Here is a 16,008-nt window from a genome sequence, read left to right as displayed (position 1 = left end):
GTCCACCGGCATCGGCCGAGTGACGCATCGCCATCACCCGAACTGACCATGGTTGCTTCCTGAACCTGGCAGTTTCCACAGGCAGGGTGCGCGCAACAGTGAAGCGCCTTGTCTCTGCGTTTCCGCGGCCAGAGCCGCTTCACGTGCCCGACGCAAAAGAGGCCTCGTGCATTCGCACGGGCCTCTCTTGGTTCTGCGCGGCTGTAGGGATTCGAACCCCAGACCTTCTGATCCGTAGTCAGCCAGCGAGCCGGATTGCATACATAGACACTGGCGGACTCAGATGCCATTTCACGCGTAGATTCGCGGATACGATTCGCAAACCTTCTGATTCGGTACCCTAGGATGAACTCAGATGCACTCAGCCGATTGCACGTAGGTTGCACGAACGGGAGCCGAGCCATGGCGGAGCCAGCAAAGGCGAGGCGCAAGCCAGAATCATGGGGCGCGATCCGCCGCCTGCCGTCTGGCCGCTACCAAGCGACGTACGTCGTAGACGGAGAGCGCTTCAAAGCGCCGCACACATTCAGCGACGATGCGAAGCCGCTGCCGGGCAAGACGAGAGTCGTGACAGGCGAGGACAAGGCGCGCGACTGGCTGCGAGGGATCCGCGTCGACATTGAGCGCAGCCAATGGGAGAACCCGTACGAGGTGGCGCGCCGTCAGGCCGAAGAGGAGAAGACGGCCCACGCGGAGACGTTCGGCGAGTACGCGGCGGCATGGGTCGAGCAACGCCGATCCGGCAAGGGTGACGCGCTCCGACCGAAGACCGCGACCGAGTACCGCCGCCAACTGAGCAGGGGCCTCGCGGAGTTCTCCAGCGACCGCCTGCCCGCAATCACTCCCGCCAGGGTGCGGGCTTGGCATGCAACGCGCGCCGGCGTCGCACCGACCGCGGCAGGCGCAGAGGCCCGGTTACTGCGGGCCATCATGAATACCGCCGCCCTTGATGGGATCGTGGACCGGAACCCGGTGCCAACAAACCTCACACGGACCACAACAGGCAAGGCGCACCGTCCTCCGACGCAAGCCGAACTCAACGTGATCCTCGGCGTGATCGAGTCTCGCTACGTCCTTGCGGTCCTCCTGAGCGCGTACGGAGGCTTGCGCCTGTCTGAGTGGCGCGCGCTCCGCCGCAAAGACCTGATCAAAGACGGCGACCGCTACCTGTTGAACATCGAACGGCAGGCCCAGTACATCGGCGGATCATGGGTGGTCGGGCCGCCAAAGAGTGCGGAAGGGGTCCGTGTCGTAAGCCTGCCTGCGTGGGCGAGCAAAGACGTCTCGGCCCATCTGGCCGCGCATGTAGGGCCCTTCCCAGACGACCTAGTGTTCGCCCCGCAGGGCCGCTCCGAGTTCATCCACGACAGCGCGTTCCGCGACGCCTGGAACCCAGCACGCGAAGCCGCGGGACTACGCCTCGCGACCAAGCACGACAAGAACGGCAACGTCATCGCCTGGGAGAACGTTGTTCGTGAACACGACCTCCGAGGGTTCGCCGGAACGCTGCACGCCCAGAGTGGCGCGACCCAGAAGGAAACGATGGCCTTCCTCGGACACTCCACGACACAGGCGGCAATGGCCTATCAGCACGCCGCGGAGGATCGGCTTCGCGAGATCGCAGACCGAATGCCCGCACCCACGCCGACGACGAAACCCACCGCATCGCCGATCAGGAAGCGTCAGTAAGGACGCCGCCAGCGCGCGAGCTGGGCCGTGGTCATCGTGTCTGGTTGGTACGGGAGAAGTGTCGTCGCGGTCATCGGTGTTCACCTGGCGACGGAGGCGGAACCCCGCCCAGCGTCGCCTCACCGGCACGAGGCAGAGAACACCACGCTAGAACTCCGGCCCCGCTGTGGTCGCGGCGATCTGACGCGCCCGACGGCGCCACATGACCGAGGGTCGGGTCCGCATCTCATACTGTCTTGTGCAGGCCGCACTACGATCGGTTGTGAGCCGCATGCCGCATTGGTAACCAAGTAGGCGCGAAGGGAGTCGGAGTGGCCCTCGATTTCGGCGAGCATCCCGACCGCGTCTTCAAGGACGCTCCACTTAGGTCTGTGCTCGCACAGATCCGTTTCGACCCGATTCCTTCGCTTCTCACTGAGGCCGGCACAACTGGATTCCATAGCGTGATCCGAAGCCGTTATCCAGAAGGTCCCAAGAAGATCGAAGAACTAGCGCTCGAGATGGCCCCGCGGCACATGAGCGTGCGACAGACCGCACCGGTGTGGTCCTTCTCGACGGCGGCGGCGGACTACAAGGCAAGCCTGTCGCACGACTTCATCGCGCTTGAGACTCCCAGTTACACCAACTTCGGCGATTTTCTCGGCCAACTGGGTTTCCTTCTCGCCGCAATTGACCGAACGCTAATGCCGTCGACTAGTCGGCGGATCGGCCTGCGAAAAATCAACGCCGTACCCCTGCCTGATCCGTCGAGCCCCGCATCGCTCACGGCGCGCATCCGCGAGGACCTACTGGGTCCGATTGCACGTGATGACTGGCCCGCGCTTGTGAAAGGTGCCAGCGGCCAGCTGATTTTTGAGGAAGACCTGAAGCAACTCGCGGTTCGCTACGCGATCGAAGGAAGCGTCGAGGACAAGGCCTTCTTCATCTTGGATATGGATTACCACACCGAAGTGCCGTATGCGGTTAAGGACTCGGCTGATATCCGCGACCTGGTTCGACACCTGTCGAACGGTATAACTAGCTTCTTCGAGTGGGCATTGAAAGAACCGTACAAAGAAACACTGCGGCCGACCCCGAGGGGTGAATAGTTTGACCGTCGATCTAGATGTGACCCGTCCTTCTTCCGTTGCAGGAGCAGTGGAGGCTCAGCGAAGTATGCGAGCGACAGAAGTACGCGAGACTCCCCTCGATGCAACTCAGATCAAGGCAGTGGAGTCGCTGAAGTCTGGGGATGGGCTCGCCCTACTAGGCCTAGTCGTCGGTCAGCTTGCTAGCGTCGAGAGCGAGACGCTCTACAAGCTTTTGGACGTTAAGCCCGCGCACCTCGAGCGACTCGTTCACGGGCGCACTTCGATTCCTAAGACGGTCGCTGCCAAATGGAAACCGCTCGCCGACGTGCTCGCTCAGGTCCGGCTGGTGCTAGAGGACGAGTATCTGGAAACCTGGCTTAGGACGCCAACTCCCGATCTGCAAGGAAACACACCGCTTAAGTGCCTGACCGGCAACTCGCGGGACCGCGCGAAAGTCGCCGCCTTAGCTGAGCACTTCTCGCAGACATCCTTTAGCTAGCCAACATGTCGTCGGAGTCGGGATCGGGCGCGCCCGAGACCAGGCTGCGTCTATACAAATTCATGCGGGACGTCGACGTGCCCGTCTATTCACCGGCGGCGCCGAACCCCTACTCAGTCGGCCGCTTCGGTGCCGGAGGCTGGCCCACGCTCTACCTCGCAGAGTCATCGGCGGCAGCAATGGCGGAGTTCTTCAGGATCAATCCCTCGCTTCTTAGCGTTCAGGGTGGTGTCAAGGTCACCGTCTTTGAAATCGAGATTGAGGTCTGGGGACGACTAGTCGACGTGCGGAGTACCGCTGATGCGTTTGCTGCAGGCATAGACCCAGCGGAATTGGTTTCGTCGGATCCAGAGCCGGCCAAGAGGTGGAAGGCCTGCCAAGAGTTCGCCGCTGCTGCCCGGGCTGACGGCGCCGTCGGGATCGTGTATCCGTCTGCCGCGTCAGCGGGTTCGTGGAACTTAGTTCTATTCGACGAGCCCGACGTCTCCACGTGGACCGTCGTGGACGTTGCTGAGGTTGGACGCCCGACGATCGATCCCGCCGTCGTCTGCTTCTTGACCGGCTCGTGAGCAGAGGGAGAGAGCGTCGTTCTGGGCGGTACGCAGTGCGTCAGTCCTCAGGCTTGGCGGAGGAGTTGGGACCTCGGATTGTGCGCTCCCCGAATGGGAAGGTGCCTCGTCGGCACATATTCGCCCTTGGTGGGTGGGCCGAAATATGCCCCTGACCTGCGGAAACGCAATTGAGTACGCCGGGATACTCGCTTTCTCTGGACCCGGTAGCGACTAGCGAAAGCGGTCCGACTCAGCGTGAGACCAGATCCGGCGAGGACGTCGGGGCATGTCTGGCGTGCGCCTGACTGGACTCGCGTACTGCGTTCCTGCGAGCCGTACGACGAAGACCTCTCTGATACCTATCGGAAGGACGGTCAATGACCAACCGCACCCCGCGCGGGCCCCTGGAATCCATCCAGCAAGCCGCCGCACGCAACCAGATCAACGACAGGACGATCCGCCGAGCCCTCTCGCGAGGAGAGATCGAGGGATTCCAGGTCGGGAGAATCATCCGCCTCAGCGTCGCATCGGTCGACGCATGGATGGCTCCGATCCAGAACGGCGCCTCGTAATGAGCAAGGGCCCCCAGATTTCCCTGAAGACCCCGCCCGCCACGGAGAGCTTCGACCTGACACCCCCGGCAACACACCGTCACCTCACCGAAGAGGAGGAGCAGCGCGTCGGCAGTGACTTGGTCCTCCAACTCTCATTCCATTCGGCAGCGGGCACAACGAGTCACCGCACCTATCACACGGTCGACGGCGCCAGGGCAGCGATTCGGCGGGCCAGGGCTGCAGGCACGCGGGTCTACCCGCTGGCCTGCCTCCAGATCCCTACCCATCTCACCCTTGCCCCATGAGCGGCCTCGGAGCGCACGCGCCGAGAATGGTCGACCACGCGCTGGGGCGCCTTGCCAGCCTCCCGGCGGTCTGGGCGGACGCCTCCTCGCAGCAGGCCGCCGCCGATGCGGCCGAAAGCCTGGTCCGGATTGCCAATTCGACACAGTCGGGCTACTCGCTGGCGAGGGCTGAGGCCGACCTTAGGGCGCACACACCGCCCGGCCATGCTGGGAAAGAACACGACGAACGGTGGGCGTGGGCATGCAAGCGCGTGGGGGTCGATTGGTCGCCGGAAGGCTCTGCCATTGGGCCGCAGGAGGCGTCTACCGACCAGCAGGCCCGGCGCGGCGAGGTCCGTACGCTCCGACTGACGCGTGCCAGCGACATCGACCCTGAGCCGGTTGTGTGGGCCTGGAAGGACGGCGGGGAGGGCCGGATCCCGTCTGGCTCGCTCGTCATGGCTGCGGGGCGCGAGGGCACTGGCAAGTCGTCGTTTGGGATCTGGAAGGCCGCCAGGATCAGCACGGGCACGCTGCCAGGGAACCTCTACGGGGGACCGCGCGTGGTCTTCTACGTCGCGGTGGAGGACTCCTGGAGTCATACCCTCGTGCCGAGACTGATGGCCGCCGGAGCGGACCTGTCACGGATCTATCGGGTAGACGCTGTGCGGTCTGACGACAGCGAAGTGACCCTCTCGCTCCCCACGGACAACAAGCAGCTCGAGGCAGCAATCGCCGAACACGCCGCGGCGCTGGTGGTCATCGACCCGCTCATGTCGGTGATGGGCGAAGGGATCGACACCCACAAGAACCGGGAGGTCAGGAGAGCTCTCGACCCCTTGGCTCTGATGGCCTCATCAACGGGCGCGATCATCTTGGGTATCGCCCACTTCGGCAAGAGCAACGGCAGCGACCCGGCCAGCCTCATCTCTGGCTCTGGCGCATTCAAGGACGTGCCACGCGCCATCTTCGGTTTCGCCCGGGACGAGTCCGAGGACGACGCCGGACGACGCGTGATGTCGCAAGTGAAGAACAGCCTCGGCCGGGACAACCTGCCGTCACTGACCTACGCCATTGAGACGGCGGCAATCGCGACTCCGCGAGGACAGGCCGAGACAGGCCGCCTCGTGTTCACTGGGACATCAGATCGCAGTGTGGAGCAGATCCTCCGTGAGTCCGGTCGGGACCCTGATGCGGCTGACGAGGCGTCAGAAGCCGCTGAGTGGTTGAAGGGCTACCTGTCGGAGCACGGAGGATCGTCCGGCGCCGGCGAAACGATCAAGGCCGGCGCTGCTGCGGGCATCGGCAAGACGGCCCTGACACGCGCTCGGAAAGCCGCTGGTGTGGTGACGAGCAAAGCCGGTTTCGGGTCCGGGTGGGTCTGGTCTCTCAGCGACTCCCTGCCACCAAGGGACGACGAAGAACCCGAAGAATCCACGTCTTAGAGGCGTGGATTCTTCGGTCCCTTCGGAGGATTCTTCGGCGCTAGCGGAGTACGGAAACCGCGCACAGGCAGCCTTGGACGCGATACGTTGCGATGCGCGCCATCTCGGGCCAGGCGGGCCCCTCGAAACCGTTCAGGAGCCGCAACGGTGCCCACGACCCTGTACGACCTCCTGGGAGTCCGTCAGAGCGCAACGATTGTCGAGATTGCCGAGGCGACTCAGCGATTCGTCGCCGAGTCGATCACTGACATCAAGGCGAACGGCGCATCGCACGATTTTGAGGCCGACTCCAGCAGGGCGCGAGCCGCTGTCTTGCTGCTCAACGCCGACCACAGGGCCGCTTACGACGAGAGTCTCGAGATCCTCTCCCGTCCCGAACTTCCCAGCGCTGCAGTGACGCTCGGAGGCAATGACGCTGCAGTCACTTTCGACAACGGCTTCGACGGCTTCAATGCGCTCGTGACCGATGCGATGGAGTCGATTGCCAGAGAAGTAGAACGCACCGGGTTCGTTGACGTGGTTTGTGCACGCGAACTCAATGCAGTGATCGACAAGATTGAAGCCCTTGCACTGATCGGCGGCAATCTCCCAGTCGGCAGCCTCGCCGGCATGGTTGCCGGGCTGGTCGTGATCGCCCGAGCGGCTGGCTGGGAGCACTGGTACGACTCCGACTTCGATCTTGAGGAGAATGAGGCGCGTCGACTGCTCGCTCAAGGCGAGCCACCGAACTAGGACGTCACATGAGTTTCGAAGCAATCGCGGCAGCCGCAGCTTCCTCATCGGTTGTCGCCGCAGCCGTGTCGGCCGCTATCTCCTTGAAGGTCGCTGGTGGTCAACGCGACCTGGACCGAGAACGCCTCCAGCATGATCGCGACAAACACGAATACGAACGGCAATCACGCAACCGGGACGACGCTCGCGCGCTGTGCCAGAACGTCATGGATGAACTCGCCTTTATGTCTGCCGGCGTGCAAATGCTTAGCGACAACTGGCGCTTTTGGAGGGAACAACCCAGCGAAGACACACATGAGCAGGCGAAGCAGCTCTATAACGACGTCACCGACATAACGGCTCGGATGCCACGGCTGTTGTCGGACCTGGCCGCAAGCTCGGGGACCGCTGCGACAAGCGCTGATTGGGTCGAACTGCGGAAGCACTTAGTGAACGCCCACCAGGTCTACGGCGCTATCGTCTTGGACGCGCTCAACCCCGGCAAGTTCACTGAAACGGCCAAGCACAACTGGCTGCTCGTCTACGGGCGAGCAAACATGGCCGCCCGCCGGCTGGTTGCCGAAATCGGCTGAACGAACCCGGCGACGCGTGGTCGCACCAAAGAGCAACCAGCTCGCCGCTTGCGCTGGGCCCTCTGCCGAGCATTGAGTGCGGGCGCGGTCAGCGAGCGAGAACCATTCGGTGTTGGCACTGACACTGCCGGGGCACAATGCGTCCCGCTTCGCTGAGCGCTGGCGCGCTCGCTACGGGGCCACACAATGCCCCTCTCGCTGCTCCAGGTAAATAGAAAGCGGATGCCGAAGTGGCAGAAGTTTGTGAGCCAGCCTGGCGATAGTGGAAGCATCTGGTTGGTTTTGAGCGTAAGAAACCCGGGGGGATGTCCACGGCAACTGCGACACGCCGGAGAGCACCCCCGGCTAGTGAGATCGCCTGGCGTTTTGTGGACTGGCCAGCAAGGCTCGCAGCATGACCATCAAACCGAAGCCCACCGCCCTTGAGGCGCTCCAGACCATCGACCCGGGGCGCGCCCGACTGGCCAGCAACCTCGCCCCGCTGGCCGCACTGCACTCGTCGGAGTCTCTCCACTCCTATGGGCTGCTCGACGACGAGGGCGGCGCTACCCCCGAACTTGTCGCCGCGCTGATGATCGCCACAGGCAAGGAGTTCAGCGACCTGTTCGCGCTGGTCTGACCAGAACCACGGCCAAACAGGTGGCCGGCCAAATAGGTGGCCAAACACGACGCCGGACGGCTCGCGCCAGCAACGGAAGCGACCGCCCGGCGTTCGTGCGTCTGGGGCCGTATCAGGCCGGGTCTGATTGCACGGAGATTGCACGACCGAGCGCACGGCGAGTGCTTTGCGAAAAGAAAACCGCCTCTGATACCCACGTTTTCGCAGTTCAGAGGCGGTTTCCCGTCTTGCGCGGCTGTAGGGATTCGAACCCCAGACCTTCTGATCTGTGGTCTGGCATGGTTCCCTCCCTCGCTGAGCCGAGGGTAGCCGAGGTCATCTATCTTTCCGAGATCCGGGCTGCTCGCGCATCCTCCGTTCGGCCAGAATCCGGCAAGGCGTCGGCTTGAATGAGCGCTGCGCCTTCGGGCTATGTCTCGCGCAAGCGACCGAGAGCGTCCGCCAGCGCGACGCCGGCGGAGGCCTCGCCCGCTGGACTCATGTGTGTTCTCGGCACGCTCGCTATGCGGCATTGCACTCTAGTTCGTTTGAACTAGGCAGTGTTCGCCCGATCGGTTCATAGGTTTCAGATGGACCGCTCCGTAATGTTCCTCGGGCCCTTTCTCAGCCGTCATTGAGGACTAGACATGGATGGGTTCTCGGGCGAGTTGGGGGGCTGGGGGTTTGACGCATCATCTGGCGTCCTGGCGCGCCGCGATCGCGGAGTTCTCAGAATGGGGCCGGCTTCACCGCTACCCGCCGGCCACTATCCGCACCCGCTCTGACCACCTTCAGCAGCTGGCGAAAGGCATCGAGGTCGGGCCCTGGGAGTTGACCGGCGACGAGCTGCTGCACTGGTTCGCGGCGCATGACTGGGCCGCCAACACGTACCGGTCGAAGCGGACCACGATGCGGGCGTTCTACCGCTGGGCCATGGACGCCGAGTTCGTCGTGGCGTCGCCGGCGAATGTGATCCCGAAGGTGGATCCGCCGCCGCCCAATCCGATGCCGTGCCCGGACCGGGTCTACGACAACGCGCTTCTCGACGCCGATGACCGGCTGCAGTTGATGCTCGAGCTCGCGGCTGGCCATGGTCTACGTCGCGGCGAGGTTACGTTGGTGTGGCCGGAGCGCGACCTCGTTGAGGACCTGGACGGCTGGTCGTTGATCGTGCACGGGAAGGGCGGCAAGACTCGAATCGTTCCCCTCGAGGCAACGACAGCCATGAAGCTGCTCCGGGCACCAGCCGGATACGCATTCCCTGGTCGGATCGACGGGCACCTGTCGCCCCAGAGGGTGGGGAACCTAGTCTCCCGCGCTCTCGAGGGTGGGTGGACGATGCACAAGCTGCGGCACCGTGCCGGCACGAACATGGCCGAGGCGTCCGGTGGGGACATGCGCGTCGTGCAGGAACTGCTTGGGCACGCCGGCCTCAACACGACGATGCTGTACGTGAAGGTCAACCAGAAGCGGTGGCGGGCGGCCGTCAACGCCGGTTACTCGACGCGGGCGGCGGCCCAGGAGCGGCAGTATGAGCGCCGCATGGGCGAGAACGTGGTCGTCCCGATGGCGCGGCACGACGGGGAGTCCACCGCGGTCTAGAAGAGCTTCCTGTCGCCCTCGCCGCTGGTCCAGTGATCCTCGATCGTCTCCCGCTCCCAGAGGAGCCGGAAGATCTGCAGGTGGCCGGTCAGTTTGGTCCTGGTCTCCTCGTCGAGATCGGTGCGCTCAAGATGCTGCTGGATCCGGCGGCGCGCGGCCTCGTAGTGCTGGGTGAGCGGTTCGCCGTCGACGCGGTCCTCGTCGCTGAGTTCAGGTTCGTCAGCGAGAGGGTCGTACAGGTGCCTCGGCTTCGGCCTGAGGTCGAGCCGCCTCACCAGTTCGCCGAGGCCGCGGTCGCGATGATGTCGGCTGCTTCGTCGTCGGCGTCGATGTAGAACAGCAGGGCCGTCGACGGGGACGCGTGCCCGAGTTGCTCGGCGACTGCCCGCGGGTCCTTGGTGGCCCTGAATGCGTCGGTGCCGTACCGGTGGCGCAGTTTGTGCATGGTCGAGGCGACGCCGGCGGCACGGATCTCCCGGTTGACCTTCCGCCCGAGCGTGTCCGGCCGCCACGCGGCTTCCTCGCGGGTGATGACGTTCCCGCGCGGCATCGGCGGTCCGAGTTCCTCGAGCAACTTCGCGGAGAGTTTGACGTTACGGACCTTCCCGCCCTTCCCGGTCACGCGCGCAGTCCTGGTCGCCGGGTCGATGTCGCACCAGTCCTGCCCGGCGGCCTCCGCACGCCGCAGGCCGGCCGCGACGCCGAGGAGTACTGCGCGGCGCAGCTGCACATAGTCGCGGACGGCCGGGTCGCGCAGATGCTCGAAGATGAGGTCGAGCTCGTGCTTCTTTGTGGGGTTCGGCTTGCCCGGGTTCACCTTCGGGGCCTGGATCCGGACCGTAGGATCGTCGGTGCGGTACTCCCAGATCTGGCACCACTTGATGAACCCGCGCAGGATCGCCAGGGCGTTGGCCCGGCTGGAGTCCTTCAGGTGCCGCTGGGAGGCCCACCACTCCTCGATCTCCTCGCGCGTGGCCGTCCCCGGGTTGCCGACCGATCGGAGCACGCTACGACGCCGCGACACCGTCGTGTCGGGATGCCTCTCAGCGGTCGACCAGTCGACGAACGCCTGGGCGATCGGATCCGCGAGAGGTTGCGGCCCTCGAGTCACTCGCGCCCCGCGTGAGGCTGTACGCATCGACTGTCATCGCGGTGCGGTACGCGCTCGCCGCACTTCGGGCACGTCGGGATCGGTTCCTTGCCGAGCGCCCGACGCAGATCGTTGTACGACGGGTGCAGACCCGTCGCGTCGGCCTCCTCCATCGACCAGAGGTAGGCGCGGATGGCCGTCTCGAGTCGCTGTGCAGGGATTCCGTCGTTTTCGATGAACGCCAGCACGGCAGTCCCCAGCGCGCCTCGGTTCAGCTCAGGTAGGTCAGCCATGGCTCTGGCCCCCGTTTCGCGACAAGACCCCGACGCCATCAATCAGAGCGCCGACGAGACGGTCGACGCGTGAGCGCTCGGCGTCGTAGTCCCGGCGCAGGGCCCTGACGTCGTTCTCCGCGTGCCCGTAATGCTCCGCGAGCGCCTCGTACAGGGCCCGGGCGTCCTCATCGGCGAGGAACAGCCTGCCGTCGATCGACTCGAAGTCGTCAGGGGCCGTCTCGAGTTCGGGTGGAGCGAACCGCAGGACCAGTCGGGGGCCTTGGCTGGAGTCTGGTCGGCGGCCGATCCCGATCTTGACGCCGCCCCGGGCCCAGGCGGTCTCGATGTGGGCGATGCTGGTCATCGTCTTCCTCCTCGTCGACGTCGCCGGTGAGCTGCCATGTCGATCACGTTGTCGGGTAGTTCGGGCTTGGTCTTGCCGGCGCAGGTCGCGAAGTGCGGCATCGCGATCCACTGGGTTCCGGAGCGGTCCCGGGCTTCGTCCTTCATGAGGACGCGGGCGTGGAGTCTGGATCCGCGGCCGTGGGGCTGGGTTATGGCGACGTTGCCGGCGGAGTCCTCGAGCGGGTCGAGTGGCATGAGCTTCCCGCCGCGGCCGTTCGGGCTGGCGACGGTGATGGCCCAGATGATCGGTCGGCCACAAGAGCTGCAGGAGTGGCGGGCGTTCGCCGGCGCGGGGATCTCACGAAGGTTGTTCGGGTCAGTCTGCACGGCGCACCTCGTCGATCCAGACATGCTTGATCGTGTACTTGCCACCGCCCAGGGATGTGACCTGCAGGTAGCCGTTGCCTCGGAAGGTGGCCACCCGCTTGGCCTTCGCGACTTCCTGCACCGCGCAGTCCTCGAGCTTGCGCTCGGCGCGGACGAGCTGCTGCCGGAGCTCGCCGACCATGACGGAGGCGACGTGATGCCGGCGCGCGAGCTCGGAGTACTCCTCGTTGCGGGCCTGCAGGACGTCGTGCTCGCCGTAAAGCCACTCGATCTCGTCGCGGAGCCGCGGGTGCAAGTACTCCGCTACCTCGAGCAGCTCGGCGCGGAGGCGATCGCGCGCAGTCATTCCCGGTCCCCGTACTTGAGGGCCACCGCGACCAGTGCCAGGACGAAGGTGAGGAAGAACGCGAGGGCGGCGCTCTCTCCGAGGTGCGTCGCGAGGTTGCCGCCTGCAGTCCAGACCGCGGCGCCGGCCAGCGCGAGCATGGTGCCGAAGGTGGCGGCGGCCGCGGTCACGACGGCGCGCATCATCGGCCGGGCTCCACGGTGATGCGGCCGACGTTCTTGTCGCGCTCGAGTGCGGCCATCGACTCGTCGAGTGCGCGATCGCCGCGGCAGATCGACTGGTGGACGAGCTTCTTGTTGTCGTCGGCCGCGTACCCACGGAGCCGCCAGCGCCTGGTCGACGTGCCCTCCACGGTCACCATCCCCGCCGGTGGCCGTCGGGCAGGTCATCAGCGTGGAAGCCGAACGTGACGAGGCTGGTGACGACGTCGCTGTGGCCATCCTCGGCCGACGTCGACGAGCCGAGGTTCAGGTGGACGATCTCGCGGCCGAGGAACCGGACGGTGAGCTGCGGCATCACGACCAGATCCGGATCAGCGTGCCGTCCGGTCGGAGTGCCGGCTGCAGGAGCTCGACCAACGACTCTGAGACGCCGACCTCGATGTAGATCAGGTCGTAGCGCCTTCCGCGCCACCGATCACGTAGCGGGGCGCAGAGCACGATGGAGCCGTCGTTGACGGACCTGAATGCTTCGGCACCGAAGGCGCGACGGATGCGGTCGCCTCGATGGAGCGGCTGAGCGGCGGCGTCCAGACCGTGGAGGCGATCGCGGAGCCGGACATGGTTCTCCGCGACGTAGAGAATCTGGCGGCCGTCGCGTGCGAGAGCGACGAGTTCGTGGTTGCTCGGCTGCTGGAGGCGGGCAACGACGCGGGTCACTGGGTCTTGATCATGTGTCCCATGCTCGCTGCCGGCGGGGTCGTTCGGGCGCCCGCCACGCCGGAATCCCTGTAACTGTTGTTATAGGGATGGAAAGAACCTATCGAGGAGGGCGGCTTCTTCAGCCGGATCTCCCCAGAAGACCGGCTGGGCAAACGTGCGCGCGTCTGGGCCGATCGGACCGCGGATCCAAGTGCGGTGCGCCCCTGGGTGCGGACGGTCTCCGCCGATGCGGAGCCCGAGGCGCGTTCGTGGAGTCGGGTCCAGATCCAGATCGCACCTGCCAAGCGCCGTACCGTCGACGAGCACCAAGGGCTCGCCGCAGCTTCTGGTTCTGGCCATGACGCTATTGGATCACGCGCTCGCAGCCTTAGCCGTCAGGATCTCCGAGGCGAGTGCTCGGAACTCGGCCTGCTTGGTGACCATGAACGTCAGAGCGAACGGGTCCTCGGCGGCCTTCTTGTGGTTGCCCATCGCCTTGATGGTGCCCGCGGCGCTGCCGCCGGCGACAGAGAACCGGATCGCCTTCATGCCGAGCCCGGCGGCTTCGATCTGGACGGCTGCGATGCCGGCGAGCGGGATGATCTGCTCACCGCGCATCGACTTCTTCAGGATGACGGTCGTGCCGTCGAACGAGACGCTGCCCATGTAGCCCTTGACGGTGGTCATGCCCGACAACGTAGCGGCGCCGCGGTCGACCAGGGAAGGCCAACGCGAAAGAACGCCCCCGCCACGGTGGGCGGGGGCGTCTTCGCTCTCGAGCGCGGACTACAGGAGCTCGTGGCTCCTTCAGGTGGTGGGCGCGCTGGAGTTCTTCTTGGCAGGCGCTCGACGAGCTGCCGCCTTCTTCGCCGGAGCACGCAGGGTCGCCGGGAGCAGCGTGGCGACCTCGGGTGCTGCGTCAGGGTTGACCACGGTGCCGTCCTGGGCGACCGGGGCTGGGTCGTCGGCCAGGGGCGTGTTCGGGCCGAGGCTGCCGACGGTGGTCACGATCGGGTCGGGGGTCGGCTCGGCGATCGGGACGCTGGGTGCGTCCGGGTTCATGGCCTTGAACCCGGCGAGGCCGAGCACGACGGAGACGATGCCGGCCTCGAGGGTGACCTCGTCCTGGCCGATGACGTGCTTGGTCAGGAGGTAGGCAGCGATCAGCGATGCGATCGAGGCGGCCGCGTACACGATGGTGCGCGCCTGGGCGGGGGTCAGTTTCATCAGTGGATTCCCTTCAGGTCGGTTTGTGCGTGGTGAATCAGGGCGAGCCGGGACGCGGTCTCGGTGGCGGGGACCATCGCGAGCTCACGGAGCGCGTTGTGGACGTGGACAGCGGTCTGCGCGAGTGGTGCGACCGCCGGCGGGATCGGCATCCACATCGGGAAGCCGTGGACAACGACGTTGACATCGCAGCCCTCGACATCGTTGGGCTGGGCGCCGACGAGCTGGATCATGTGGGCGGACGCGGTCCCCCAGGTGGCGGGGCGCCAGCGGTAGCGGAAGAGCTGGATGAACGCCGAGTCGCCGTAGCCGCCGTCGAGGAACGCTGCGGCCGTGACGGTGTCGATCCACCCGCGGGCGTAGTCCTTGGTCTGCGCCACGGTGGCGTCGGATTTGTCGGAGGAGGCCCAGAGCACGATGTTGTGCGGACAGCCGTAGCCGACCCACTGGGCGATGGTCATCTTGGCGTTGTCCACGCCAGCCTGGTAGCCGGCGAGGGCGTCTTCGGTGGTGTGCTCGTAGACGGCAGTCAGCGCCAGTTGGGCCTGGAGGAACATCAGGACGGCCCACTTGGGCGGGACCTTCTCGGGATCAGGGCCGGCGTAGAGCGCGACGCCCTCGTGGCCCTTGGCCTTGATCTTGGTGATGTAGCTGGCCAGCCAGGCTCGGGTCATGTGCTCGGCGTCGAACTCGAGCGCGGTGTCGACGATGGTCTTCATGGGCGCTGCCTTTCTCTGTTGGTCGGCCCAGGCGAGGCCCTGTTGCCAGGTGCGCTTGGGGATGCCGGTCGGACCGGCGGATGGTTTGTGGTCGAGGAGTCCGTCCTCGCCCCGGTCGAACTCGGCCATCTGGTCCTTCGCCACCTGCGCGAGGTGCGGGCAGCCTCGGAGCAGGAGGTGGTTGTGCCGGATCGAGAAGGTCGGCGTGTACCGGGCCTCGCAATGGGCGCCCATCTCGTCGGCGACCCAGACCTCGGCGTCGGCTGGACTGTTGTTCCGCGGGACGTAGTCGCAGTGGCCGCCTCCGGCCGCGACGCCGGCGGACTGGGTGGCGTTGCCGGTCAGCTGGTAGATGTGCAGTGGTCCGACGATCAGGCCGCGGCGCTGGAGCTCGGCCTCATAGCGGGGTAGCCACTCGGCCATGCACTCGCAGGTCGGGAGCCCTCGGAACGTCGTCATCGCCGTGCCGCCATGGCGAGCGGGTGGTCGGCCTTGAGGACGTCGCCGCGGTTGAGGTCCGGGTGGGCGTCGCTGGCGTGGAGTACTGCGACGGTGCCGTCGGGGTTCGGGGCGACGGCGATCGTGCCGGACGTGCCGGCCCACATGTCCCATCGGTCCCAGTCGCACGTCATCTGGCCGAGCCAGATCGGGTAGGGGATCTCGTGGATCCCGACCGCCTCGTGGCCCTGGGCGTCCTTCGACGGCTTGTCCATGCGCCCGACGTGGTGCGGGGCGCAGAGCTTGACGTTGGCGTTGTACTTCGAGTCGACGAACGCCATCACACTCGGGGTGTCCTTGATGACCGAGTCGTAGGTGGGTTCGCCGAGCGCCTCGAGCACGACATTGAGGTTGGCGACGAACTGTGCGACCTTCGCCGGCGATGCCGACCAGCCGAGTGACCACTCCATCCCGAACGGCGTGAGCCCGACGAGGACGTCCTTGACGTAGATCCCGCCGCCGTGGTGGTCCTGCAACCCCTTCGGGCTGCCGACCTTCTCCATCTCGGGGTGGGTCATGTCGGGGATGCCACCGCAGACGATGCAGCCGCCCTTCCGCTGGTTCATCAGGACCTTGCGGGCAGCGATGTACTCCGGAGAGTCCTTCCGGGCCGGGTGGTCGGCCGTGTAGAGGACCGCGGCCTCTCCTACCGATTCCTTGGGCAT

24 protein-coding genes and 1 tRNA gene are annotated in these 16,008 nt (G+C 65.6%); 10 read left to right on the top strand and 15 right to left on the bottom strand.

What is annotated here, in order from left to right; genetic code table 11:
• Window positions 1-196: 196 nt before the first annotated feature.
• Window positions 197-271, bottom strand: a tRNA-Arg gene (locus tag KCTC_RS14730).
• Between the two features lie 131 nt (window positions 272-402).
• On the opposite strand from KCTC_RS14730, the gene KCTC_RS09065 reads away from it, so the two are divergent.
• The 10 genes from KCTC_RS09065 (at window position 403) to KCTC_RS09020 (ending at window position 9,596) form a co-directional block, all read left to right on the top strand.
• Window positions 403-1,689 carry a tyrosine-type recombinase/integrase gene (locus KCTC_RS09065; protein WP_164512554.1) on the top strand — a complete coding sequence of 429 codons (1,287 nt, stop codon included), beginning with the start codon at window positions 403-405 and terminating at the stop codon, window positions 1,687-1,689.
• 311 nt (window positions 1,690-2,000) lie between these two features.
• Window positions 2,001-2,777: a TIGR04255 family protein gene (locus KCTC_RS09060; RefSeq protein WP_164512553.1), complete on the top strand. Its 777-nt coding sequence runs from the start codon at window positions 2,001-2,003 to the stop codon at window positions 2,775-2,777.
• Between the two features lie 121 nt (window positions 2,778-2,898).
• Window positions 2,899-3,258 carry a hypothetical protein gene (locus tag KCTC_RS09055; protein WP_125568777.1) on the top strand — a complete coding sequence of 120 codons (360 nt, stop codon included), beginning with the start codon at window positions 2,899-2,901 and terminating at the stop codon, window positions 3,256-3,258.
• A gap of 5 nt (window positions 3,259-3,263) precedes the next feature.
• The gene (locus tag KCTC_RS09050; protein WP_125568775.1) at window positions 3,264-3,827 is read left to right on the top strand and encodes an RES family NAD+ phosphorylase; all 564 of its coding nucleotides are present in this window, start codon (window positions 3,264-3,266) and stop codon (window positions 3,825-3,827) included.
• A 359-nt stretch (window positions 3,828-4,186) separates the two neighbouring features.
• Entirely contained in the window at window positions 4,187-4,381 is a 195-nt protein-coding gene (locus KCTC_RS09045) for an excisionase family DNA-binding protein (RefSeq protein WP_125568772.1), read from the top strand.
• 283 nt (window positions 4,382-4,664) lie between these two features.
• Window positions 4,665-6,092 carry an AAA family ATPase gene (locus KCTC_RS09040; RefSeq protein ID WP_125568770.1) on the top strand — a complete coding sequence of 476 codons (1,428 nt, stop codon included), beginning with the start codon at window positions 4,665-4,667 and terminating at the stop codon, window positions 6,090-6,092.
• 147 nt (window positions 6,093-6,239) lie between these two features.
• Window positions 6,240-6,824: a hypothetical protein gene (locus KCTC_RS09035; RefSeq protein ID WP_125568768.1), complete on the top strand. Its 585-nt coding sequence runs from the start codon at window positions 6,240-6,242 to the stop codon at window positions 6,822-6,824.
• Window positions 6,825-6,832: 8 nt separating this feature from the next.
• Complete coding sequence (locus KCTC_RS09030) at window positions 6,833-7,396, top strand: hypothetical protein (protein WP_125568766.1); 564 nt, start codon at window positions 6,833-6,835, stop codon at window positions 7,394-7,396.
• 394 nt (window positions 7,397-7,790) lie between these two features.
• Window positions 7,791-8,015, top strand: coding sequence for a hypothetical protein (locus tag KCTC_RS09025; protein WP_125568764.1), 225 nt, complete (start codon window positions 7,791-7,793; stop codon window positions 8,013-8,015).
• A gap of 663 nt (window positions 8,016-8,678) precedes the next feature.
• Complete coding sequence (locus tag KCTC_RS09020; RefSeq protein WP_164512552.1) at window positions 8,679-9,596, top strand: tyrosine-type recombinase/integrase; 918 nt, start codon at window positions 8,679-8,681, stop codon at window positions 9,594-9,596.
• Here KCTC_RS09020 and KCTC_RS09015 read toward each other — a convergent pair.
• The 14 genes from KCTC_RS09015 to KCTC_RS08960 form a co-directional block, all read right to left on the bottom strand.
• Window positions 9,593-9,871 (bottom strand): hypothetical protein, encoded by a 279-nt coding sequence (locus KCTC_RS09015; RefSeq protein ID WP_125568760.1) that lies wholly within the window; start codon window positions 9,869-9,871, stop codon window positions 9,593-9,595. The genes KCTC_RS09020 and KCTC_RS09015 overlap by 4 nt on opposite strands.
• A complete protein-coding gene (locus tag KCTC_RS09010; RefSeq protein ID WP_164512551.1) occupies window positions 9,868-10,707 on the bottom strand; it encodes a tyrosine-type recombinase/integrase in 840 nt (279 codons plus the stop codon). Before KCTC_RS09010 ends, KCTC_RS09015 begins: the two co-directional genes overlap by 4 nt.
• Window positions 10,704-10,979 (bottom strand): hypothetical protein, encoded by a 276-nt coding sequence (locus KCTC_RS09005; RefSeq protein ID WP_125568756.1) that lies wholly within the window; start codon window positions 10,977-10,979, stop codon window positions 10,704-10,706. The genes KCTC_RS09010 and KCTC_RS09005 overlap by 4 nt, the downstream gene beginning before the upstream one ends.
• Window positions 10,972-11,325, bottom strand: a complete 354-nt coding sequence (locus tag KCTC_RS09000) for a hypothetical protein (protein WP_125568754.1) — start codon at window positions 11,323-11,325, stop codon at window positions 10,972-10,974. The genes KCTC_RS09005 and KCTC_RS09000 overlap by 8 nt, the downstream gene beginning before the upstream one ends.
• Window positions 11,322-11,693 carry a hypothetical protein gene (locus KCTC_RS08995; RefSeq protein ID WP_125568752.1) on the bottom strand — a complete coding sequence of 124 codons (372 nt, stop codon included), beginning with the start codon at window positions 11,691-11,693 and terminating at the stop codon, window positions 11,322-11,324. The genes KCTC_RS09000 and KCTC_RS08995 overlap by 4 nt, the downstream gene beginning before the upstream one ends.
• On the bottom strand, window positions 11,683-12,039 hold the full coding sequence (locus tag KCTC_RS08990) for a hypothetical protein (protein ID WP_125568750.1): 357 nt from the start codon (window positions 12,037-12,039) through the stop codon (window positions 11,683-11,685). Before KCTC_RS08990 ends, KCTC_RS08995 begins: the two co-directional genes overlap by 11 nt.
• Window positions 12,036-12,224, bottom strand: coding sequence for a hypothetical protein (locus tag KCTC_RS08985; protein ID WP_125568748.1), 189 nt, complete (start codon window positions 12,222-12,224; stop codon window positions 12,036-12,038). The genes KCTC_RS08990 and KCTC_RS08985 overlap by 4 nt, the downstream gene beginning before the upstream one ends.
• Complete coding sequence (locus KCTC_RS14725) at window positions 12,221-12,391, bottom strand: hypothetical protein (RefSeq protein WP_164512550.1); 171 nt, start codon at window positions 12,389-12,391, stop codon at window positions 12,221-12,223. Before KCTC_RS14725 ends, KCTC_RS08985 begins: the two co-directional genes overlap by 4 nt.
• Before the next feature lie 2 nt (window positions 12,392-12,393).
• Window positions 12,394-12,558, bottom strand: coding sequence for a translation initiation factor IF-3 C-terminal domain-containing protein (locus KCTC_RS14720; protein ID WP_164512549.1), 165 nt, complete (start codon window positions 12,556-12,558; stop codon window positions 12,394-12,396).
• Complete coding sequence (locus tag KCTC_RS08980) at window positions 12,555-12,917, bottom strand: hypothetical protein (RefSeq protein ID WP_125568746.1); 363 nt, start codon at window positions 12,915-12,917, stop codon at window positions 12,555-12,557. Before KCTC_RS08980 ends, KCTC_RS14720 begins: the two co-directional genes overlap by 4 nt.
• A gap of 354 nt (window positions 12,918-13,271) precedes the next feature.
• Window positions 13,272-13,586: a DUF4429 domain-containing protein gene (locus KCTC_RS08975; RefSeq protein ID WP_125568744.1), complete on the bottom strand. Its 315-nt coding sequence runs from the start codon at window positions 13,584-13,586 to the stop codon at window positions 13,272-13,274.
• A gap of 120 nt (window positions 13,587-13,706) precedes the next feature.
• On the bottom strand, window positions 13,707-14,126 hold the full coding sequence (locus KCTC_RS08970; RefSeq protein WP_125568742.1) for a hypothetical protein: 420 nt from the start codon (window positions 14,124-14,126) through the stop codon (window positions 13,707-13,709).
• Window positions 14,126-15,304, bottom strand: a complete 1,179-nt coding sequence (locus tag KCTC_RS08965) for a glycoside hydrolase domain-containing protein (RefSeq protein ID WP_125568740.1) — start codon at window positions 15,302-15,304, stop codon at window positions 14,126-14,128. Before KCTC_RS08965 ends, KCTC_RS08970 begins: the two co-directional genes overlap by 1 nt.
• A complete protein-coding gene (locus KCTC_RS08960; RefSeq protein WP_125568738.1) occupies window positions 15,301-16,008 on the bottom strand; it encodes a DUF6424 family protein in 708 nt (235 codons plus the stop codon). Before KCTC_RS08960 ends, KCTC_RS08965 begins: the two co-directional genes overlap by 4 nt.

The organism is Nocardioides baekrokdamisoli (assembly GCF_003945325.1).
GTDB lineage: Bacteria > Actinomycetota > Actinomycetes > Propionibacteriales > Nocardioidaceae > Nocardioides > Nocardioides baekrokdamisoli.
The sequence above is the reverse complement of the archived record's forward strand: the minus strand, read 5'-3'. Positions and strand labels throughout refer to the sequence as shown.